The 20,661-nt window shown below is 64.9% G+C and carries 18 protein-coding genes; 8 read left to right on the top strand and 10 right to left on the bottom strand.

All coding sequences use genetic code 11. The features are described from left to right. Positions 1-68: 68 nt before the first annotated feature. The 6 genes from exaC to pedF form a co-directional block, all read right to left on the bottom strand. Positions 69-1,589 (bottom strand): acetaldehyde dehydrogenase ExaC, encoded by a 1,521-nt coding sequence (gene exaC, locus ACK1U9_RS00890; RefSeq protein ID WP_108481157.1) that lies wholly within the window; start codon positions 1,587-1,589, stop codon positions 69-71. Between the two features lie 162 nt (positions 1,590-1,751). Further along, positions 1,752-3,536 carry a PQQ-dependent alcohol dehydrogenase PedH gene (gene pedH / locus ACK1U9_RS00885; protein WP_046613880.1) on the bottom strand — a complete coding sequence of 595 codons (1,785 nt, stop codon included), beginning with the start codon at positions 3,534-3,536 and terminating at the stop codon, positions 1,752-1,754. Between the two features lie 279 nt (positions 3,537-3,815). Further along, positions 3,816-4,754 (bottom strand): quinoprotein relay system zinc metallohydrolase 1, encoded by a 939-nt coding sequence (locus ACK1U9_RS00880; protein WP_085598345.1) that lies wholly within the window; start codon positions 4,752-4,754, stop codon positions 3,816-3,818. Between the two features lie 40 nt (positions 4,755-4,794). Continuing rightward, the gene (locus ACK1U9_RS00875) at positions 4,795-5,562 is read right to left on the bottom strand and encodes a quinoprotein dehydrogenase-associated SoxYZ-like carrier (RefSeq protein ID WP_108481155.1); all 768 of its coding nucleotides are present in this window, start codon (positions 5,560-5,562) and stop codon (positions 4,795-4,797) included. 146 nt (positions 5,563-5,708) lie between these two features. Continuing rightward, on the bottom strand, positions 5,709-6,584 hold the full coding sequence (locus ACK1U9_RS00870; RefSeq protein ID WP_085598339.1) for a substrate-binding periplasmic protein: 876 nt from the start codon (positions 6,582-6,584) through the stop codon (positions 5,709-5,711). 5 nt (positions 6,585-6,589) lie between these two features. Continuing rightward, the gene (gene pedF / locus ACK1U9_RS00865; RefSeq protein ID WP_108481154.1) at positions 6,590-7,051 is read right to left on the bottom strand and encodes a cytochrome c-550 PedF; all 462 of its coding nucleotides are present in this window, start codon (positions 7,049-7,051) and stop codon (positions 6,590-6,592) included. A 254-nt stretch (positions 7,052-7,305) separates the two neighbouring features. On the opposite strand from pedF, the gene exaA reads away from it, so the two are divergent. Beyond that, a complete protein-coding gene (gene exaA / locus ACK1U9_RS00860) occupies positions 7,306-9,201 on the top strand; it encodes a quinoprotein ethanol dehydrogenase (RefSeq protein WP_108481153.1) in 1,896 nt (631 codons plus the stop codon). An 89-nt stretch (positions 9,202-9,290) separates the two neighbouring features. Next, a complete protein-coding gene (locus ACK1U9_RS00855) occupies positions 9,291-9,950 on the top strand; it encodes a pentapeptide repeat-containing protein (protein ID WP_108481152.1) in 660 nt (219 codons plus the stop codon). A gap of 182 nt (positions 9,951-10,132) precedes the next feature. On the opposite strand, the gene ACK1U9_RS00850 is transcribed toward ACK1U9_RS00855, so the two are convergent. Both ACK1U9_RS00850 and ACK1U9_RS00845 read right to left on the bottom strand, forming a co-directional pair. After that, entirely contained in the window at positions 10,133-10,771 is a 639-nt protein-coding gene (locus ACK1U9_RS00850; RefSeq protein ID WP_196173353.1) for a response regulator, read from the bottom strand. Next, positions 10,771-12,045 carry a HAMP domain-containing sensor histidine kinase gene (locus ACK1U9_RS00845; RefSeq protein WP_046613888.1) on the bottom strand — a complete coding sequence of 425 codons (1,275 nt, stop codon included), beginning with the start codon at positions 12,043-12,045 and terminating at the stop codon, positions 10,771-10,773. Before ACK1U9_RS00845 ends, ACK1U9_RS00850 begins: the two co-directional genes overlap by 1 nt. A gap of 151 nt (positions 12,046-12,196) precedes the next feature. On the opposite strand from ACK1U9_RS00845, the gene ACK1U9_RS00840 reads away from it, so the two are divergent. The 6 genes from ACK1U9_RS00840 (at position 12,197) to ACK1U9_RS00815 (ending at position 17,527) form a co-directional block, all read left to right on the top strand. Then, the gene (locus tag ACK1U9_RS00840; protein WP_108480988.1) at positions 12,197-13,390 is read left to right on the top strand and encodes an ABC transporter substrate-binding protein; all 1,194 of its coding nucleotides are present in this window, start codon (positions 12,197-12,199) and stop codon (positions 13,388-13,390) included. 30 nt (positions 13,391-13,420) lie between these two features. Next, on the top strand, positions 13,421-14,410 hold the full coding sequence (locus tag ACK1U9_RS00835) for a YVTN family beta-propeller repeat protein (RefSeq protein ID WP_108480989.1): 990 nt from the start codon (positions 13,421-13,423) through the stop codon (positions 14,408-14,410). Then, positions 14,407-15,147, top strand: coding sequence for an ABC transporter ATP-binding protein (locus ACK1U9_RS00830; RefSeq protein WP_108480990.1), 741 nt, complete (start codon positions 14,407-14,409; stop codon positions 15,145-15,147). Before ACK1U9_RS00835 ends, ACK1U9_RS00830 begins: the two co-directional genes overlap by 4 nt. Continuing rightward, entirely contained in the window at positions 15,144-15,935 is a 792-nt protein-coding gene (locus ACK1U9_RS00825; RefSeq protein ID WP_108480991.1) for an ABC transporter permease, read from the top strand. The genes ACK1U9_RS00830 and ACK1U9_RS00825 overlap by 4 nt, the downstream gene beginning before the upstream one ends. A 308-nt stretch (positions 15,936-16,243) precedes the next feature. Next, on the top strand, positions 16,244-16,804 hold the full coding sequence (locus tag ACK1U9_RS00820) for a PQQ-dependent catabolism-associated CXXCW motif protein (protein WP_085598325.1): 561 nt from the start codon (positions 16,244-16,246) through the stop codon (positions 16,802-16,804). A 57-nt stretch (positions 16,805-16,861) separates the two neighbouring features. Then, a complete protein-coding gene (locus ACK1U9_RS00815; protein ID WP_013972165.1) occupies positions 16,862-17,527 on the top strand; it encodes a response regulator transcription factor in 666 nt (221 codons plus the stop codon). Between the two features lie 45 nt (positions 17,528-17,572). Here ACK1U9_RS00815 and ACK1U9_RS00810 read toward each other — a convergent pair whose 3' ends face one another. Both ACK1U9_RS00810 and nosP read right to left on the bottom strand, forming a co-directional pair. Further along, entirely contained in the window at positions 17,573-19,471 is a 1,899-nt protein-coding gene (locus ACK1U9_RS00810) for a PAS domain-containing hybrid sensor histidine kinase/response regulator (protein WP_046613894.1), read from the bottom strand. After that, positions 19,440-20,603: a nitric oxide-sensing protein NosP gene (nosP, locus tag ACK1U9_RS00805; RefSeq protein ID WP_046613895.1), complete on the bottom strand. Its 1,164-nt coding sequence runs from the start codon at positions 20,601-20,603 to the stop codon at positions 19,440-19,442. Before nosP ends, ACK1U9_RS00810 begins: the two co-directional genes overlap by 32 nt. Positions 20,604-20,661: the final 58 nt, after the last annotated feature.

Genomic DNA, 20,661 nt, shown 5'->3' with positions numbered 1-20,661 from the left:
TGCAGTACCTGTGGGAGCTGGCTTGCCTGCGATGGGCTGCAAGGCAGCCCCCGAGGCCCTCCCAGGCTTTAGAAGAAGCCCAGCGGGTTGATGTCGTAGCTCACCAGCAGGTTCTTGGTCTGCTGGTAGTGATCGAGCATCATCTTGTGCGTCTCGCGGCCCACACCGGACTTCTTGTAGCCACCGAACGCGGCATGCGCCGGGTACAGATGGTAGCAGTTGGTCCACACGCGCCCGGCCTTGATCCCACGCCCCATGCGATAGGCACGGTTGATGTCACGGGTCCACAGCCCCGCGCCCAGGCCAAACTCGCTGTCGTTGGCGATCGCCAGGGCTTCGGCTTCGTCCTTGAAGGTGGTCACGCCCACCACCGGGCCGAAGATCTCCTCCTGGAACACACGCATCTTGTTGTTGCCCTTGAGCAAGGTCGGCTGGATGTAGTAACCGCTGGCCAGGTCGCCATCGAGCCGCTCGGCAGCGCCACCGGTGAGCAGCTGCGCGCCCTCCTCCCGGGCAACCTGCAGGTAGGAAAGGATCTTGTCGTATTGCTGCTCCGAGGCCTGGGCACCGACCATGGTCGCGGTGTCCAGCGGGTTGCCACGGGTAATCCTGGCGATCTTTTTCATCACCTCGGCCATGAACGGCTCGTAGATCGACTCCTGGATCAGCGCCCGCGACGGGCAGGTGCACACTTCGCCCTGGTTGAAGAACGCCAGCACCAGGCCTTCGGCTGCCTTTTCGATGAACGCGGGCTCGGCCTGCATGATGTCTTCGAAGAAGATGTTCGGCGACTTGCCGCCCAGTTCGACGGTGGACGGGATGATGTTCTCGGCCGCGCACTTCATGATGTGCGAGCCCACCGGGGTGGAACCGGTGAAGGCGATCTTGGCGATGCGCTTGCTGGTGGCCAGGGCCTCGCCGGCTTCGCGGCCAAAGCCCTGGACGATGTTCAGCACGCCAGCCGGAAGCAGGTCGGCGATCAGCTCGGCGAAAATGGTGATCGACAGTGGCGTCTGCTCTGCCGGCTTGAGCACCACGCAGTTGCCAGCGGCCAGGGCCGGGGCGAGTTTCCAGGCGGCCATCAGCAGCGGGAAGTTCCACGGGATGATCTGCCCGACCACGCCCAGCGGCTCGTGGATATGGTAGGCCACGGTGCCTTCGTTGATCTCGGCAGCGCCGCCTTCCTGGGCACGGATGCAGCCGGCGAAGTAACGGAAGTGGTCCGCCGCCAATGGCACGTCGGCGTTGAGGGTTTCGCGCACGGCCTTGCCGTTGTCCCAGCTTTCGGTAACGGCCAGTACTTCGAGGTTCTGTTCGATGCGGTCGGCAATCTTCAGCAGCACCAGGGCACGGTCCTGCACCGAAGTCTTGCCCCAGGCCTCGGCAGCAGCATGCGCGGCGTCCAGGGCCTGCTCGACGTCCTGGGCGCCGGAGCGCGGGAATTCGGCAATCGGCTGGCCGTTGACCGGCGAGCTGTTGGTGAAGTACTGGCCGCCCAGCGGCGGCACGAATTCACCGTTGATGAAGTTGCCGTAGCGTGGCTTGAAGGACACGATGGCGCCTGGGGTTCCGGGTTGTGCGTAGATCATGCTGAGCCTCTGCGGGTCGATGCCTGTCCGGCGACAGGCGATGGGCCGATGGTAAAAAGCCCCGCCTGCCGGGCGAATGCATCGTTGGCAGCGGGGCTCTCGTCATTTGGTAGTAGGGCCGCTTGCCGCAGGGTCTCCTGCAGCAAGCGGCAGGTTGTCGGCTTAGCGACTGGCGCTTGCCGTTTGCAGCTGCTTGGGCAGCTTGAAGGTCCAGAGCATGCCGCCCTGGTTGAAGTCCTTGACCCGCTTGGCCACTTCGCCGCCCCACAGCGGCACCGCGCCGCCCCAGCCGGAAACCACCGAAACGTACTGTTCGCCGTCCATTTCCCAGGTTACTGGCGAGCCGAGCACGCCGGAGCCGGTCTGGAACTCCCAGACCTTGTCGCCGGTCTTGGCGTTGAACGCCTGCAGGAAGCCCTCCGGCGTGCCAGTGAATACCAGGTTGCCCTTGGTGGTCAGCACCCCGCCCCACAGCGGCGCGAAGTTCTTGTGGCGCCATACTTCCTTGCCACTGACCGGGTCGATGGCGCGCAGCACGCCGATGTAGTCTTCGTTGAGCGGCTTGATGGTGAAGCCGGCACCAAGGAACGCCGCGCCCTTCTTGTAGGCGATGCCTTCGTTCCAGATGTCCATGCCCCACTCGTTGGACGGCACGTAGAACAGCCCGGTGTCCTGGTTGTAGGCCATCGGCATCCAGTTCTTGGCACCGAGGAATGCCGGCGCCACGAACACCGAGCTGCCCTTGGCCTCGCTACCCGGCGCCCCCGGCCGGCTGGCCTCGTTGTAGATCGGCCGGCCGTCCTTGTCCAGGCCGGTGGCCCAGGTGATCTTGTCGACGAAGGGGAAGCCACGGATGAACTTGCCGTTGGTGCGGTCCAGTACGTAGAAGAAGCCGTTGCGGTCAGCGGTGGCGGCGGCCTTGACCTCCTTGCCGCCGTCCTTGTAGTTGAACGAGATCAGCTCGTTGACGCCGTCGAAGTCCCAGCCGTCATGCGGCGTGCTCTGGAAGTGCCACTTGATGGTGCCATCGTCGGGGTTCAGGGCCAGGCGCGACGAGGAATACAGGTTGTCGCCCGGGCGCAGGTGCGAGTTCCACGGTGCCGGGTTGCCGGTGCCGAACAGGATCAGGTTGGTTTCCGGGTCGTAGTAGCCGCCCAGCCAAGGCGCCGCACCACCGGTCTTCCACAGGTCGCCGGGCCAGGTCTTGCCCGCCTCGCCGCCGGAAATGCCGTTTTCGATCGCCTTGCCGTCCTTGTACACGTAGCCCATGTGCCCTTCCACGGTCGGGCGCATCCACAGCAGCTCGCCGTTTTCCGGGTTGTAGGCCTGGATCTTGCCCACCACGCCAAACTCGCCGCCGGCAACGCCGGTGATCAGCTTGCCGTTGACGATCATCGGCGCGGCGCTGATGGAGTAGCCCTCCTTGTGGTCGGCCACCTTCTTGCTCCATACCACCTTGCCAGTGTCCTTGTTCAATGCCACCAGCTTGGCATCGAGGGTGCCGAAGAACACCAGATTGCCGTACAGCGCAACGCCACGGTTGATCACGTCGCAGCACGGGCGAATGTCATCGGGCAGGCGCGCATCGTATTGCCACAGCTTCTTGCCGGTACGGGCGTCCACGGCGAACACCCGCGAGTAGGAGCCGGTCAGGTACATCACGCCGTCCTTGACCAGCGGCTGGGCCTGCTGGCCACGCTGCTTTTCACCGCCGAAGGAAAACGCCCAGACCGGCCGCAGGTCCTTGACGTTGTCGGTATTGAGCAGGTTCAGCGGGCTGTAGCGCTGGCCCTGCACGCCCAGGCCATTGGTCACGATCTGCTGCGGGTTCTTCGGGTCCTGGAGAATTTCTTCATTGCTGACAGCGGCGTGGGCTGCACCGGCAAGCAGCATGGCGCTGAGCACCAGGCTCAAGGCGAACACGGGACGACGTGTGGATCGGGTCATGACGGCTACCTTTGGTTTTTTTGTTGTATCCGGGAAAACTTCCCGGTGTGTCGGGAATTCTTGGTCCCGACCTGCTTGCCAACAATTGCCCGCAGTGCTGAGTTTTCTAGTTCCTTGGTATCAGTGAACCTGCGCGCCCCCCCCCTGTGGGAGCGGCCTTGTGTCGCGAAAGGGCTGCAAGGCAGCCCCGGCGATTTCAGCCATCGGCACAAATTCTGGGGCCGCTTCGCGCCCCTTTCGCGACACAAGGCCGCTCCCACAGGGAACCGCGTTACACCCTCAGATTGGGGGCTTGGCGTCCACGCGCCGCAGCTGCTGGCGTTCGTAGCGGGGGTACAGGTGGCTGACACTGCGAATCAGCTCGTATCGAGTCAGGCTGATACCAGCAAACCGCTCGGGTATCGGGCTGCGGATCATCTCGGCCATGTCATCGCCGCGCGCCGCGCCGTCACGCATCAACCCATCCAGCCAGCCCAGGTAATCACGCATCTGCGCAAACGGTCGGGCATCGCTGGCCAGCGGCCCGTGACCAGGTACCAGCTGCTTCCAGGGCAGCGCTTGCAAGGTGTCCAGGTCCTTCAGCCACACCTCCAGCCCCGGGGTGTTGGGCGTGGTCAGCGCGCGCTCGTGAAACACCAGGTCGCCGGCGAACAGCACACCGGTGCTTTCATCCAGAATCGCCAGGTCGGCACCGGTATGCCCGCCCAGCGCCAGCAGCCGCAGGCGGTGCCCACCCACCTCGTGAATACCCGGCTCCAGCACCCGGGTCGGCAGCACCACCTCGGTACCGCGCATCCAGTCGCCGACCAGGCGGTACATGTTCTCGGCCATGGCCTCGCCCTGCTGGCGCAACAGCTCGCCGGTACCGGCCAGGGCGCCGATGGGCACATCGGCAAAGGCCTGGTTGCCCAGCACATGGTCGGGGTGATGATGGGTCAGCAGCACTTCGACCACCGGCTTGTCGGTGGTGGCGGCAATGGCCTGGCGCAAGGCATCGCCGTAGCGTTTCGACGGCCCGCTGTCGATCACCACCACCCCGCTGTCGGTGACGATGAACGCGGTGTTGACGATATTGCCGCCGTTGTCCTTGGCAAAATTGTCGGTGCTGCCCTCCAGCAGCCAGGTGCCCTCGGCGATCTGCCGAGGCTTCAGGCGATAGTCCAGGTCTGCCCAGGCCGGCAGGCCCAGGCACAGCAGCAACAGCAGAATGCAACGCATGACGGGCGCCTCTGGTCAGGGATGGAGTCGGGCAACGCGTTCAGGGCACTGCCGCCTCGAACTGGTTGCCGCTGTTGTCCTGCAACACCAACCGGGTCGGCCCGGGGCCCTGGATGTCGAAGCCCAGGTTGGGGTTTTCGCTAACCGCCGGGTACAGTTCCAGGCTGGCCAGGCGCTGGCCGTCCGCGCCTTGCAGCTCGGCATGGTTGAGGAAAAATTCGGGAATGCCGCTGACTAGGCCGTTGTCCATCGGGTGGGCCACCTGCAGGCGCAAGCGGCTGCTCTCGCCGCGCGAGTAGCGCCCGCCCAGGACTTCACCGAGGTGCTCCTCCCAACCGGGCTGGGTGCGTACCACGCTGGGCGCGGTACAACCGCCGCCAGCGGCGTCGATCAAGGCCGAGCCGACATGCCACAGGCCGTCACGCGTCAGCACCGCAGCGCGCAGCGGTGTGGCCTGCTCGATGCGGATACGGATCGACAACCAGGGCAGCACGCGCTCGCCGGGCTGGAAGTCGACAATGCGCGGCAGCGGGTTGAGTTCGGCCCAGGCGAGAATCCGCACCACCTCGCCGCTGAACGCCCGGGCGTCGATCTCCAGCGGCACCTGGCGGGCGTCTTCGGCAAACGGCGGCGCCAGCAGCTTGACCCGGTCATCGAACACGAACGCGGCCTGGCCCAGCAACTGCTTGTGGTAGAAGTCCCACATCACCGACGGCACCGGGTCCTTTTGGTTACTCGGCTCGCTGGCCAGGGCCTGTGCGGCCCAGGGCATCCAGCAGGCCAGCAGGAAAGTTGCTCGCCAGTTCATCGCCCACTCCTTGATGAAACAGTTGTCCATTGAGCCAGCGCCGCCCCTGTGGGAGCGGGCGTGCCCGCGAACACGGGCGAAGCCCGTGCCATCCTCCGCGGAGCCTGCTTCGCGGGCATGCACGCTCCCACAGGGATACGCATGCGCTACTGATACATTTCCGGGACTTGATAGCGCAGGCCGTAATGGGCATAAATCGCCTTCATCCGCCCATCACGAATCAACGCCTCAAGCGCCTCCTCCACCGCATAGGCCAGCTGCCGGTTGCTTTCATGCACCGCCATGCCGATCTCCCAGGCCTGCTTGCCAAGGTTCGGGTAGGCGTTTTCCGCCAGTGCCAGTTGCGGGTCGGCGGCCTGGTGCAGTTGCCAGTCAACCTCGCCGCGCATCGCCATCACCGCGTCTACCTGGCCGGCCTGCATGGCACCGAAGGCCTGCTGCACATTGGGGTAATGATGGGTCCTGGCGCTGAGCATGCCGTTGAACACGGAAGTCAGGTAGAACGACGGCACGCTGTCCACCTCGACCCCGATCGGGTGCTGCCGGAACACCGCGACACTGGCCACCGAGGCCAGGCGGCGGCGATCGTAGGCGACCTGCCAGCGCTCCTCCTGATAGGGGCCGAACATCACCACCTGGGCGTTTTCCAGCTCGCCCACCTCGTTGCGCCGCTGCGCGTAGGCATGGTCGTACGGTACCCGCATCATCAGGTCGGCCAGTTGCTGGTGACGCAGCGGGCTGCCACGCCAGATGTAGTCGCGCAGATCGTCGTCGAGCTTTTCTCCGGGTGGCGCCCAGATCAGTTGCAAGCGCACTCCCAACGCCGTGGCCAGGGCCTGCGCCAGTTCCACGTCGACACCACGCGGCTGGCCGTGGTCCTCGAAGCTGTAGGGCGCAAAGTCCTTGTACACCGCCACCTTCAGTTCGCCGGCGGCGATGATCGCGTCGTAGCTGCGCACCTGCGCCTGCGCCGCTGCGCAACATAGCAGCAGGCCGCTCAACAGCACCGCCAACAGGCGCATGGCCGTCATTCCTCGACGTGCACGCTGTCCAGGTAGGTGCGCACCGCCCACAGGGCCTCCTGGCTCAGGTAGTCGGCCATTTTCGGCATGTACACCCGGCCGTCGCGGACCGCACCATGGCGTACACGCTCGACGAACCATTCATCCCCGGCCTCGCCGGCATCGAGCATGCGCAAATCCGGGGCGATGCCCCCCGACTTGGCCTCCAGGCCATGGCAGGCGGCGCAGTTCTGGTTGTAGGCCGAGGCACCGATTTCCACGGCCTTGTCGTGCTCGGGAGAGCTGCGGTACGGGTTGACCACCGCCCAGCCATCGCCGTCCAGGGTCACGCCAGCGTCCTTGATCGGGGTCAGGCCTTGGGTTTCCACGGCCTGCGGCACCACATTGCCATGTGCCCAGGCCGTGCCGGTCAGCACTGCACTGGCAAGCAGCCCGGCAGCCAGCAAGACGTTGCGTTTTGTTGTCATTTTTATGCCCTCACGATTGCACGCAAGGCCTCAACCACAGAGGCCGTGTCGCCATCTTAGAAACAGCCCGCAAGCGGCCGAATGCTGCTTTGGTGGCCGCGCCTTACTCCCTTGGTAGTAGGGCTTGTGGCGAAGGGCCAAATGAGGTGCCCTGCGGGAACTATTCCCGGCAAGGGCGGGACATTTTCCGTATCCGGCGACGCCCGTGCCGTCCCACCCTGTGCAGGCCAAAACCTCCACTGGGAACTGCAACCATGACAACAAGAACGCTACCCGCCCTTTCCCCTCTGGCCCTGAGCGTGCGGGCCTTGCTGCTGGCCGGTAGCCTGGCCCTGAGCAACGCGGCCATAGCCGCCACCGCCCCAGCCGCACCTGCCGGCAGGAACGTGACCTGGGAAGACATCGCCAACGACCACCTGACCACCCAGGACGTGCTGCAGTACGGCATGGGCACCAACGCCCAGCGCTGGAGCCCGCTGGCCCAGGTCAATGACCAGAACGTGTTCAAGCTGACCCCGGCCTGGTCCTACTCCTTCGGCGACGAGAAGCAGCGCGGCCAGGAATCCCAGGCCATCGTCAGTGACGGCGTGGTCTACGTCACCGGCTCCTATTCGCGGGTGTTCGCCCTCGATGCCAAGACCGGCAAGCGCCTGTGGACCTACAACCACCGCCTGCCGGACAACATTCGCCCCTGCTGCGATGTGGTCAACCGCGGCGCGGCGATCTATGGCGACAAGATCTACTTCGGCACCCTCGACGCGCGGGTCATCGCCCTCGACAAGCGCACCGGCAAAGTGGTGTGGAACAAGAAGTTCGGCGACCACGCCGCCGGCTACACCATGACCGGCGCCCCGGTGCTGATCAAGGACAAGACCAGCGGCAAGGTACTGCTGATCCACGGCAGCTCCGGCGATGAATTCGGCGTGGTCGGCCAACTGTTCGCCCGCGATCCGGACACCGGCGAAGAGGTGTGGATGCGGCCCTTCGTCGAGGGCCACATGGGCCGCCTGAACGGCAAGGACAGCACGCCGACCGGTGACGTCAAGGCACCGTCCTGGCCGGACGACCCCACCACCGAAACCGGCAAGGTCGAAGCCTGGAGCCACGGCGGTGGCGCGCCTTGGCAAAGCGCCAGCTTCGACCCCGAGACCAACACCATCATCGTCGGTGCTGGCAACCCCGGCCCCTGGAATACCTGGGCGCGCACCTCGAAGGATGGCAACCCGCAAGACTTCGACAGCCTGTATACCTCAGGGCAGGTCGGCGTCGACCCCAGTACCGGTGAGGTGAAGTGGTTCTACCAGCACACACCCAACGATGCCTGGGATTTCTCCGGCAACAACGAACTGGTGCTGTTCGATTACAAAGGCAAGGACGGCAAGCTGGTCAAGGCCACTGGCCACGCCGACCGCAACGGTTTCTTCTATGTGGTGGACCGCAACAACGGCAAACTGCAGAACGCCTTCCCCTTCGTGGACAACATCACCTGGGCCAGCCACATCGACCTCAAGACCGGGCGCCCGGTGGAAAACCCAGGGCAGCGCCCGGCCAAGCCGCTGCCGGGCGAAACCAAGGGCAAGCCGGTGGAGGTCTCGCCACCCTTCCTTGGCGGCAAGAACTGGAACCCCATGGCCTACAGCCAGGACACCGGCCTGTTCTACATCCCCGGCAACCAGTGGAAGGAGGAGTACTGGACCGAGGAAGTGAACTACAAGAAGGGCTCGGCCTACCTGGGCATGGGTTTCCGCATCAAGCGCATGTACGACGACCACGTCGGCACCCTGCGCGCCATGGACCCGACCACCGGCAAGCTGGTCTGGGAGCACAAGGAGCACCTGCCGCTGTGGGCTGGCGTGCTGGCGACCAAGGGCAACCTGGTGTTCACCGGCACCGGCGACGGCTTCTTCAAGGCCTTCGACGCCAAGACGGGCAAGGAGCTGTGGAAGTTCCAGACCGGCAGCGGCATCGTCTCGCCGCCGATCACCTGGGAACAGGACGGCGAGCAGTACATCGGCGTGACCGTGGGCTACGGCGGCGCGGTGCCGCTATGGGGCGGCGATATGGCCGAACTGACCAAGCCGGTGGCCCAGGGTGGTTCGTTCTGGGTGTTCAAGATCCCCAGCTGGGACAACAAGACTGCACAGCGTTGACTGCATGAGTTGACGCATCACTGGGGCTGCGATGGGCCGCAAAGCGGCCCCAGGGTGCATACCCGACTTCACATTGAGAGCCTTTCGCCATGAACTACCTGCCACTTGCCTTGCTGATCGTGCTGTCCCCTGCAATGGCCGAGAATGCCGACGACGCTGGCAACGATCCCCCCCTGACCATCAACGGCTGCGTGATTGCCGAAGCCAGCCAGTGCCCGGGGGCCGACCTGCGGGGCGCCAACCTGGCCAACCAGGACCTGCGCAAGATGAACCTGGCCGGCGCCGACCTGCGCGATGCCGACCTGCGCCATGCCCGGCTGGACCTGGCCAACCTGGAAAGGGCCAGCCTGCAAGGCGCCAACCTGACTCGCGCCAGCCTGCAGCAGAGCAACCTGCGCCTGGCCAACCTGAGCCATGGCCGGCTCGTGGCCGTTCAGGGTTGGGGCCTGTTTGCCCAGGGCGCGCAATTTGCCAAGGCCGACCTCAGCGCTGCGTACCTGCAGTTCGCCAGGTTGTCAGGGGCAAAGATGCAGCAGGCCAACCTGCGGGCGGCGGACCTGGAAATGGCCTGGCTGAGCAAGGCTGACCTGCAAGAGGCCGACCTTGGCGATGCCAACCTGCAGGAGGCCAAGTTTGGCCAGAGCAACCTGGCCCGCGCCGACTTGCGCGGGGCGCGCCAGCATTACGGGAATTTTCAGGAGGCCAACATGGAGGGGTGCAAGGGGTGCCCCGAGACCTGGGACAATTGAGCCCGATATTCCTGCGTTACGCAGGCCCCCCCTGTAGGAGCGGCCTTGTGTCGCGATGGGCTGCAAAGCAGCCCCGGCGATTGCTGCGTTGACGCTGAAGCCCCTGGGGGCCGCTTTGCGGCCCATCGCGACACAAGGCCGCTCCTACAAGGCTCTGCGCAAAGTCCAGATAGCAGAATGCCTCACCCCGCCACCCGCACCACCCCCAGATCAATCCCCAGATGCACCAGCTCGGCATGGGAGCTGACCTGCAACTTGCTCTTGAGCAAAGTCAGGTGGTTGGACACGGTCTTGGCGCTGATGCACAGCTGCTCGGCAATCCCCCGCACCGGTGTGCCCTTGGCCAACATCACGAAAATCTCCAGCTCACGCTGGGTCATGCGCTGCAGGCGCGGGTCGCTGGCATTGTACTGTGAGGTGCAGGCCAGCTGGGTGGCCAGGGGCTGTTCGATATAGGCATGCCCGGCCAACACCCGTTGCACCGCCTCGATCAGCACTTCGGGCGCCGAGTTCTTGGTCAGGTATCCCGAAGCCCCGGCATCCAGCGCCTGGCGTACCAACGGCAGTTCGTCATGCATGCTGAAGAACAGCACCCGCAGTTGCGGCAGGCGCTGACGCAGGCGCCGGGTGGTTTCCAGGCCGCTGATACCTGGCAGGCCGAAATCCATGATCACCAGGTTGGGCACTTGCTCCTGAACCCGGGCCAGCGCCTCTTCGCCACTGGCAGCCTCACGCACCTGTACTGTCGGCAGCACCGCACGCAACAGGCTGGCATAGCCCTGGCGGACCACGGCGTGGTCATCGACCAACACGATATTCATCACACCTCCATGGGAATGTTCAGGTCCAGCGCCCAGCCGGCACCCGGGCGGCTGAGAATGCGCAGTTCGCCGCCAAGGCTGCGGGCGCGCTCGGCCATCGAATGCAGGCCTACACCGGGGCGCTGAGGCTGGCTCGCACCGCAACCGTTGTCGCGAACCAACAGGCGCAAGCCCTTGGCGCTGCGTTGCAGGCGCACCCGTACCTGGCTGGCGCCAGCGTGCCGGGCGACGTTGGTCAATGCCTCCTGCAGCAAGCGATACAGATGCGTGCGGCTCGGCCCGGGCAACGCCGGCAGCCGCTCGCCGACCCTCAGGCGGCAATCGATACCCTGGCTGGCCTGCCATTGGCTAACCAGCAGGCCAAAGGCTTCGGCCAGTGGCATGTGCTGCAGCGCCAGCGGGTACAGGTTGTGTACCAGGGCGCGGAAACCTTGCTGCAGGCGTTCGCAATCGAGCTCCAGGGTGCGGGTCGTCTGCGCCACCGCGGTTGGCTGGTCGGCCACCATGCGCAGCAGGCAGAGCTGGGCCCGAATACCCGCCAGGTATTGTCCAAGGTCGTCGTGCAGGGTCTGCGCCAGCTGGGTGCGCTCCTGCTCCTGCACCGCCAGCAGGGCCTGGGTAAGTTGGGTATTGTCGCAGCGGGCCTGCTCCAGAGACGCGGTCATGCGGTTGAAGTGCTCCGCCAGTTGGCGCGCCTCTGGCAGGCCGGCCTCGCGCAGGCGTGTGGTCAATTGCCCACCCGAGACCTGGCGCAAGGCCTGCAGCAGATCGTCCAGCAAGCCCATGCCCCGCCGCACCGCCCAACGGATGGTCAACAAGCTCAGCAGCAACGCCAGACCGCACAGGATCAACAACTGCTGCAGGGAATCACGCACCTCGTCTATCTCATCCCGTGCATCCACGGTGATCATTACCCGGCGGCCATCCCCCAGCTCCAGCAGCCGGCTGCTGTCGTGGCGCTGGCCAAGCAGTTGGCGGCCCAGCCAGGCATCCAGGCCGGTTTCTTGCGGCAGCCGCGCAGGTTCATCCGCCGCCAGCCAGTGCACCCGCACATGGCGCAGGCTTTGCGTCAGCCGTGGTTGCAGGCTCTGCGGGTCGCGCTCGGCAGTGTCGCCGAGGTATGCCACCACGGCTTGCGCCGACTGCAACTCCCGCTCCACATCAGCCACCGCCTGGTGCAACAGCACCCCGGCACAGGCCAGCGTCAACATCGCGAAGCAACAAGTGACCCAGAGGTTGATCCGCCACAGGGCCGAAAGGTTGACAAGGCGCATGGGCAGTTCTCCTCGGGGTTGCTGCGGCCATCGTAAAACCCGCGCCCATGTGGTGAATTACTACCTTGGTACCGGGCGAGCGCTACTTTCTGCATATTTCCCGCTCCCGGCGGGCTTCCTATGCTGGCGCCATCTGCCGTGGAGTTGCCTTATGCGCCTGCCTGCCCACCTTGCCATGACCTGCCTGCTGGCCCTGGCCGCGACGCTTGCTGCAAGCCCGGCTCCCGCCGCGCAGGCCCAAGGCGGGGAACCGTTGCAGGTGCGCATCGGCTATCTCGGCTATCGCCCCGATCCCGGCCCGCTGCTGTCCAACATCATTCCCGAACCCACCGATGCCGGGCTGCAGGGCGCCGAACTGGCGATTGTCGACAGCAACAGCAGCGGGCGTTTTCTCAAACAGGAATTCCACCTGGCCAATGCCACCGTCGAAAGCCCCGAAGCCCTGCTGCAAGCTGCCAAGGCCCAGCATGACCAGGGCCTGCGGCTGTTCGTGGTAAATGCCCCCGCCGCCAGCTTGCGCGCGCTGTCTGCCGCCCTGCCCGACAGCCTGCTGTTCAACGCCGGCAGCCCGGACGACAGCCTGCGCAGCAACCAGTGCCTGGGCAATGTGCTGCACAGCCTGCCAAGCCGCGCCATGCTGGCCGATGCCCTGGCGCAATTCCTGGTGCTGCGCAAATGGCAGCGGGCGCTGTTGGTCGTCGGCCAGACCGACGACGACCGCGCCTATGCGGCAGCCCTGCGCCGCGCCATGAAGCGCTTCGGCATGCAGCTGGTCGCGGAGAAAGCCTGGACATTCGACAACGACCAGCGCCGCAGCGCCCAGGCCGACATGCCGCTATTCACCCAAACCGCCGAGTACGACGTGGTGCTGGTGGCCGACGAGCGCGGCGACTTCGGCGAGTACCTGCCCTACCAGACCTGGTACCCGCGCCCGGTGGCCGGCACCCAGGGCCTGACCCCTACCGGCTGGCACAGGACCGTGGAAACCTTCGGCGCGGCGCAGTTGCAAAAGCGCTTCGAAGCCCAGGCCGGGCGCTGGATGAACGACCGCGACTTCGCCGCCTGGATGGCCGTGCGCAGCATCGCCAGCGCAGCAAGCAAACTGCGCCAGGCCGAGCCCCGCGCCCTGCAGCAACTGCTGCTCAGCGAGCAGTTGCCGCTGGACGGTTTCAAGGGCCGCAAGCTCAGCTACCGCCCGTGGAACGGCGAGCTGCGCCAGCCGATCCCGCTGGTGCAGCCGCGGGCCCTGGTCAGCACTTCGCCGCAGGAGGGCTTCCTGCACCCGTTCAACGAAATGGACAGCCTGGGCTACGACAAGCCCGAAGTGACCTGCGGCTACCCCTGACCCGATAACCACAACAAAAAGGATTTCGCCATGCGTCGCTCCCCGTTTCACCGGGCACTGCTTTACCCCAGCCTGCTGTCGGGCGCCCTGGCGCTTGCCGGCGGGCATGCGGTGGCCGCCACCGCCTGGGTGTCGAACGAGAAGGACAACAGCCTCAGCCTGATCGACATGCAGACCCTGCAAGTCACCGAGACCCTGCCGGTGGGCCAGCGTCCGCGCGGCCTGCTGCTGTCCCACGACAACAGGCTGCTGTACATCTGCGCCAGCGATTCGGACCGGGTGCAGGTGATGGACGTGGCCACCCGCAAGATCATCAAGGAACTGCCCTCCGGCAAGGACCCGGAGCAGTTCGCCCTGCACCCCAACGACCGCTGGTTGTACGTGTCCAACGAAGACGACGCACTGGTGACAGTGATCGACACCCAGACCGACAAGGTGCTCGGGCAGATCGACGTCGGCATCGAGCCCGAAGGCATGGCGGTGAGCCCGGATGGCAAGTGGGCGGTCAATACCAGCGAAACCACCAACATGCTGCACTGGATCGATACCAGCACCCAGACCCTGGCGGACAGTACCCCGGTGGACCAGCGGCCACGCTTCGTCGAGTTCACCCAGGACGGCTCGCGGCTGTGGGCCTCGGCGGAAATCGGCGGCACGGTGACCATCCTCGACGTGGCCAGCCGCCAGGTGCTGAAAACCCTGAACTTCCAGATCAAGGGCGTGCACCCGGACAAAGTCCAGCCAGTGGGCATCAAGCTCAGCGCCGACGGCAAGTACGCGTTCGTCGCCCTGGGCCCGGCCAACCATGTGGCGGTAGTCGATGCCAAGACCTATGAAGTACTCGACTACCTGCTGGTGGGCCGGCGGGTCTGGCAGCTGGCGTTCACCCCGGACCAGAGCCAGTTGCTGGCCACCAACGGGGTCAGCGGTGACGTTTCGGTGATCGATGCCAAAAACCTCAAGGTGCTCAAGTCGGTGAAGGTCGGGCGCTACCCCTGGGGCGTGGTGGTGACGCCATGAATACCCTCGATGTCAGTGACGTGAGCTTTGCCTACGGCCAGCGCGAGGCGCTCAGGCAGGTCGGCTTCAGCCTGGCCCCCGGGCGCTTCGCCGCCTTGCTGGGCCCCAATGGTGCCGGCAAGTCGACCTTGATCGCCCTGCTCACCCGGCTGTACGACCTGCAGCAGGGCGACATCCGCGTGTGCGGCTGCTCGCTGCGAAACACGGCGCGCCCGGCCTTGCGCCAGCTGGGTGTGGTGTTCCAGCAAAGCACCCTGGACCTGGACCTGAGCGTGGAGCAGAACCTGCGTTACCACGCCTCGCTGCATGGCCTGTCGCGGCGCCAGGGCAGTCTTCGAGTCGATGCCGAGCTGGCCCGCCAAGGCCTCGATGAACGGCGGCGCGAGCCGGTTCGGGCGCTGAACATCGGCCATCGGCGCCGGGTGGAGATTGCCCGCGCGCTGCTGCATGAACCGCGCTTGCTGTTGCTCGACGAGGCCAGTGTCGGCCTTGACCCGGCCAGCCGCCTGGCGCTCAACCAGCACCTGCGGCTGCTGTGCCGCGAGCAGCGCCTCAGTGTGCTGTGGACCACCCATTTGCTGGACGAAGTGCAGCCCAGCGACGACCTGCTGATTCTGCATCAGGGGCGCCTGGTGGCCAGTGGCACGGCCGATGCCCTGAGCCTGCAGCACGGCGGTGACCTCGACCATGCCTTTGCCCACCTGACCAGCGCCCCCACAGGAGTCAATGCCCGATGAATGCTTACTGGCAGTGCTTCAACGGCATTCTCCTGCGCGAATGCCTGCGTTTCGTCCTGCAGCGCACCCGTTTTCTCAGCGCCCTGGTACGTCCGTTGCTGTGGTTGCTGGTGTTCGCCGCCGGTTTCCGCGCGGCCCTGGGTATCGCGATCATCGAGCCCTACGACACCTACATTCCCTACGAGGTGTACATCATTCCGGGCCTTGCCTGCATGATCCTGCTGTTCAATGGCATGCAAGGCTCGCTGTCGATGGTCTATGACCGGGAGATGGGCAGCATGCGTGTGCTGCTGACCAGCCCGTTGCCGCGGCCCTTCCTGCTCGGCAGCAAGCTGCTGGCAACCTCGTTCATTTCCCTGCTGCAGGTGTACGCCTTCCTTGCCATCGCCTGGTTGTATGGCGTGCAGCCACCGGCTGCGGGCCTGTTGCTGGCGCTGCCGGCGTTGTTGCTGGTGGCGCTGATGCTCAGCGCCCTGGGGCTGTTGCTGTCGAATGCGATCCGCCAGCTGGAGAACTTTGCCGGGGTGATGAACTTCGTGATATTCCCGCTGTTCTTCCTGTCCTCGGCGTTGTACCCGTTGTGGAAAATGCGCGAGGCCAGCCAGTGGCTGTACTGGCTGTGTGCAGTGAACCCGTTCACCCATGCCGTGGAGCTGGTGCGCTTTGCCTTGTATGAGCGCTTCAACCCGCTGGCGCTGGCGGTATGCGTGGGGCTGACCGTGCTGTTCACCCTGCTGGCGATCCTTACCTTCAACCCCCAGCATGCGGCGCTGCGCAAGCCGCGCTGATTGGCAACGATCTCCTCCGGACCTCTCGCCGACCCCGTTGTGCACATGGTCCGTGTGGGAGCGGCTTTTAGCCGCGAACACCGGCGCAGCCGGTGCCATGTAACGCGTTGGATTCTTCGCGGCTAAAGCCGCTCCCACAGGGTACGAGGATCGCTTGCGAATTCAGTTATCTGTGTGATTTTGGGCAGGATCAGGCCAGGGGCGCCCGGCTTTCTACTACTTTGGTACTGCCTTTGCTGTCTGATCGTCGCATTCACAATGCACCGCCACTGGCATGTAATGGGTCCATAACAAAAAGGATAAGCCCCATGCCACGTGCCCTGCCCCGGCTGCCACGCCCATTGCTGGCGGCGCTTTCCCTGAGCCTGACGCTGGGCATCGCCCAGGCCGACACCACGCCGCTATTCTCCGCCGACGGCTATCGCACCACCCTCTACCGCAGCCCGACCCCACAACAGGTCGAGGGCGGCCAGGTCATCGACACTGCCACCCTGCAAGCCCTGCTGGGGCACACCCCAAGGCCGGTACTGATCGACGTCTATCGCCGCCAATGGCTGCAAGGCCGCTTCATCGAAGATGAGCCCCACGCCAACATTCCCGGCAGCCGCTGGCTGGCCAACACCGGCGACGGCGAGCTGAGCCCGGCGTGGCACGATTACTTCGTGCGCAACCTGCAACAAGCCACCGCCGGGCGCCCGGAGCAACCGCTGGTCTTTTACTGCCGCTCCGATTGCTGGTTAAGCTGGAACGCGGTAAAACGCGCGAAAGCCCTGGGCTATAAGAACCTGTATTGGTACCGCGATGGCCTGGACGCCTGGCAGCAGGCCAACCTGCCGCTGCAGCCAGCGCAGCCAGAACCCTTCCCCTGAATTCATCGCCTGCAAACGCGTGCCCGCTCCATCCAATAAAAACGAGGTGAAAAGGCCATGTACAAAATTCTGATTGCCGACGATCACCCCCTGTTTCGCGAAGCCATCCACAACGTTATCAGCGATGGCTTCCAGGGCAGCGAAGTCATGGAAACCGCTGACCTGGACAGCGCCTTGGCGCTGACCCACGAGCACGACGACCTCGACCTGATCCTGCTCGACCTGAACATGCCCGGCATGCATGGCCTCAATGGCCTGATCACCCTGCGCAACGAGGCACCGACCACACCGGTGGTGATCGTCTCGGCCGAGCAGGAAAAGCAGATCGTGCTGCAGGCCATCACTTATGGTGCGGTGGGCTTCATCACCAAGTCCTCGCCACGCTCACAGATGATCGAAGCGATCGAGCAGATCCTCAACGGCAACGTCTACCTGCCGCCCGACATCATCCGAGCCCAGAAAAGCAGCACCAGCCGGCGCCTGAACGATGCCCCGAGCTTCCCGCCGGAGATGCTCCAGGCCTTGACCCGCAAGCAGCTGCTGGTACTCGAGCGCATGACCAAGGGCGAGTCGAACAAACAGATCGCCTACACCCTGGATATCGCCGAGACAACGGTCAAGGCCCACGTTTCGGCGATCCTGCGCAAACTCAACGTGCACAACCGGGTGCAGGCCATCCTCAGTGCCGGTGATATCGATTTCGGTGATTACCTGCGGCGTTGACCTGTTCCGGCCTCTTCGCGGGCTTGCCCGCGAAGAGGCCAGCGGCTATGCCACGCTGCTGCCCAGCAAATGGCTCATCGCCGCCTTCAGCTTCATCGGCCGCACCGGCTTGTGCATCAGGGTGTGGCCCAGCTCGCGGATCTGTTGCTTGAGCTCGTTGCTGTAGTTGGCGGTGATCATCATCGCCGGTAGTGGCTGGGCGCGGCGGGCATTTATCCGCGCCACGGCGTCGACGCCATTGCAGTCGTTGTCCAGGTGGTAGTCGGCGATCAGCAGGTCGGCCTCGGCATGGTAGTTGTCCACCTGGCGCGCCAGGTCCTCCTCTGACAACGCGGTGACCACCCGGCAGCCCCAACCCTCCAGCAGGGTGCGCATGCCGGCGCAAATAGCCGCGTCGTTATCCAGCACCCACACCCGCGCCCCGCGCAGGCGCTCGAGCATCGGCTCGCTGATCGCCAGGCTGGGCTGGGCCTTCGGCGCGGTGGCGCTCAGCGGCACTTCGACCGCGAATACCGAGCCTTTGCCAAGCCATGAACGCACCCGAATCCGGTGGCCGAGGATGCCGGCGATCTTTTCCACGATCGCCAGGCCCAGGCCCAAGCCGCGGTCCTGGTCCGGGCGCTGCACATCACCGCGCCTGAACTCCTGGAACATTTCTTCCAGGTGCTCCTCGGCAATACCGATTCCACTGTCCCACACTTCGATCCGCAAGCCGCCACGCAGGCGCCGGCAGCCCAGCACCACACGGCCGCTGCGGGTGTAGCGGATGGCATTGCTGAGCAGGTTGCGCAGGATCCGCGCCAGCAGCTGGATATCGCTGCGCACCACGGCGGAACAGCCCACGAAATGCAGCTCAAGCCCTTCGCTGCGTGCCACCTGGGCGTATTCGGCAGCGAGGTTGTCCATCAGTTCGCGCAGGGCGAACGGGGCGACATCGGCCTTGATCACGCCGGCATCGAGCTTGGAAATATCCACCAGTGTACCTAGCAGGTTCTCCACATCCTCCAGCGAATTGCTGACATTACGCACCAGGTGAGCACTGTTGTGCGGCTCGCGGTGTTCGAGCAAGGCACTGGTGAACAGCCGCGCCGCGTTCAGTGGCTGCAGCAGGTCATGGCTGACGGCGGCCAGGAACTTGGTTTTCGACAGGTTGGCCTGTTCGGCCTCGCGCTTGGCCTCGCGCAGGCGCGATTCCACCCGGCTGCGCTCCTCGATTTCGCGCAGCAGCTGCTCGTTGAGGCTGGTCAGCTCGGCAGTGCGCTCGCGTACCCGTTGCTCAAGGTGCTGATACGCCTGGTGCAGCGCCTGCGCGGTATTGCGCCGCTCGGTGATGTCGCGGATCAACACGAAGATGCCCACCACTTCGCCATTGGCCAGGCGGTTCGGCACGTAGGAGCGCAGCATGTAGCGTTCCTGGCCGTTGATGTTGGTTTCGGCAAACTCGAAGGTTACGCTCTCCCCCGCCAGCGCCCGCGCCACGTAGGCCTCCAGGCGCTGGTAATGCTGTTCGCTGTGGGCATCGCGCAGGCTCTGGCCCAGCATCACGCCGCGAGGCCAGCAGTACCATTCTTCATAGACCTTGTTGGTGAATTCGTAGACCAGGTCGGCATTCAGGTAGGCGATCAGCGCCGGCACATGGTCGGTGATCAGGCGAATCTGGTGCTGGTGTGCCGTCTCGGCCCGCTGCCGGGCCTCGCTGAGCAGGTGGTTGACGGCCTTGAGCTCGGCCATGGCCTGGTTCAGCGCTTCTGTGCGTTCGCGCACCTGCTCGGCCAGCACCACCGAATGCTGGAATGCGGCATAAGGGTCGTTGCCACGCGTTACGCCAGACTCGATACGCTCGATCAGCGCGCCGTTGATACGCTGCAGCTTGTGGTTCTGGTGCTGCAGCCGGGCGACCTCGGCCTGCAGTTCAGCGACCGACAGGAGGCCGGTTGCGGGCAATGGCGACCCCGGTGAAGGTCTGGTTGATGTGCATGCCATTGAACTGTTCTCCGTAGGTGTTGAAGCCGATCACCCGCTGCTCGCGCAGGAACGCGCCAATCGGTTCCAGGCCGTGCCGGGCTTCCAGCTCCAGCCGCCGCAGGAAGCAATCGCAACCGATGGTCAGCAGCAGCTGGCCGAGGCGCTGCTGCAAGCCGTCGAACAACTGGTGCAGGTTCGGCAACAGCGGGCCTGGGGTCATCGCGGTGAGCACGATGCCGTTTTCCACGGCGCAGTAGAAACTCAGGCTCAGGTCCGGGTGCACTTGCTGGATTGCCCGCACGTAATACTGGTCATGGATACGCACGGCCAGCGGATGGGCGGCGAACACTTGATGATCGAGCTCGGCCACCGGTACGCCGATGTGCCGGGCGTATTCCTCGGCAGCAGGCTCGGCATTCAGTTCGTATACCCGGCGCTGGGCACTGTCGGCGCCGGTAACCACCAGCTTTTCCTGGCGCGGCAGGATGTGGTGGGTGGTGAACACTTCGAAGTCGAGCCAGGTGTTGACCAGCACCACCACGGCCGCGCCGTGGTGGAACGCGCCACCGAAATACACGTGGGTGCGGGTCAGGTAGTTGTCGTCGCCAGCCGAACCGCCGAAATGCGGGATGTCGCCCAAGGCCGCACTGAGGGCGGCGAGCACCATCTCCTCGCGGCTGGACAAGCCGTCAAGCAAGGTCAGGGCGAAGCTGTGGCCCTTGATCGGCGCCAGGGTATTGCTGCGGCAGGTGCCGACCAGGCGCTCGACCATCTGCTGGGCGTCGATCAGGCTGAAGCGCTCCATTTCATCGATCAGCTCGGTGGCGATGGAAAAGTGCCGATGATCGAACCCGACTGCCGTTATGCAATTGCGGCCGTAGCCCAGCGGGGTGATTTCGCCGGCGCTGGTGCAACCGACCAGGCGGATGCCGCCAAAACCCTGCTCCAAGGCTTCGCCCAAGGCTTGCAGGTCGTATTCGGCGGAGCAGAAGAACAGCACGAAACCCAGGTGCGGGTGCAGCAACTGCGCCGCCAGCTCCTCGGCTGCCTGCCGGGCGTCGGTTGCCTGGGACATGGCGCTGACCACACCGTCGTTGTGAGCCTGCTGCATCGTGGTCTCCGGCGCGGGGTGGCTGAGTGATGAGTGTACGAAGGCGATCATCGAGGAC

The sequence above is a fragment of the Pseudomonas sp. XP1 genome, from assembly GCF_053557675.1.
Note: the sequence above shows the minus strand (reverse complement) of the source record. Positions and strands in the feature narration are given on the sequence as shown.

Coding starts and splice junctions, on each gene's coding strand:
- exaC (WP_108481157.1), bottom strand. CDS start 1,589: ATGATCTACGCACAACCCGGAACCCCAGGCGCCATCGTGTCCTTCAAG.
- pedH (WP_046613880.1), bottom strand. CDS start 3,536: ATGACCCGATCCACACGTCGTCCCGTGTTCGCCTTGAGCCTGGTGCTC.
- ACK1U9_RS00880 (WP_085598345.1), bottom strand. CDS start 4,754: ATGCGTTGCATTCTGCTGTTGCTGCTGTGCCTGGGCCTGCCGGCCTGG.
- ACK1U9_RS00875 (WP_108481155.1), bottom strand. CDS start 5,562: ATGAACTGGCGAGCAACTTTCCTGCTGGCCTGCTGGATGCCCTGGGCC.
- ACK1U9_RS00870 (WP_085598339.1), bottom strand. CDS start 6,584: ATGCGCCTGTTGGCGGTGCTGTTGAGCGGCCTGCTGCTATGTTGCGCA.
- pedF (WP_108481154.1), bottom strand. CDS start 7,051: ATGACAACAAAACGCAACGTCTTGCTGGCTGCCGGGCTGCTTGCCAGT.
- exaA (WP_108481153.1), top strand. CDS start 7,306: ATGACAACAAGAACGCTACCCGCCCTTTCCCCTCTGGCCCTGAGCGTG.
- ACK1U9_RS00855 (WP_108481152.1), top strand. CDS start 9,291: ATGAACTACCTGCCACTTGCCTTGCTGATCGTGCTGTCCCCTGCAATG.
- ACK1U9_RS00850 (WP_196173353.1), bottom strand. CDS start 10,771: ATGAATATCGTGTTGGTCGATGACCACGCCGTGGTCCGCCAGGGCTAT.
- ACK1U9_RS00845 (WP_046613888.1), bottom strand. CDS start 12,045: ATGCGCCTTGTCAACCTTTCGGCCCTGTGGCGGATCAACCTCTGGGTC.
- ACK1U9_RS00840 (WP_108480988.1), top strand. CDS start 12,197: ATGCGCCTGCCTGCCCACCTTGCCATGACCTGCCTGCTGGCCCTGGCC.
- ACK1U9_RS00835 (WP_108480989.1), top strand. CDS start 13,421: ATGCGTCGCTCCCCGTTTCACCGGGCACTGCTTTACCCCAGCCTGCTG.
- ACK1U9_RS00830 (WP_108480990.1), top strand. CDS start 14,407: ATGAATACCCTCGATGTCAGTGACGTGAGCTTTGCCTACGGCCAGCGC.
- ACK1U9_RS00825 (WP_108480991.1), top strand. CDS start 15,144: ATGAATGCTTACTGGCAGTGCTTCAACGGCATTCTCCTGCGCGAATGC.
- ACK1U9_RS00820 (WP_085598325.1), top strand. CDS start 16,244: ATGCCACGTGCCCTGCCCCGGCTGCCACGCCCATTGCTGGCGGCGCTT.
- ACK1U9_RS00815 (WP_013972165.1), top strand. CDS start 16,862: ATGTACAAAATTCTGATTGCCGACGATCACCCCCTGTTTCGCGAAGCC.
- nosP (WP_046613895.1), bottom strand. CDS start 20,603: ATGCAGCAGGCTCACAACGACGGTGTGGTCAGCGCCATGTCCCAGGCA.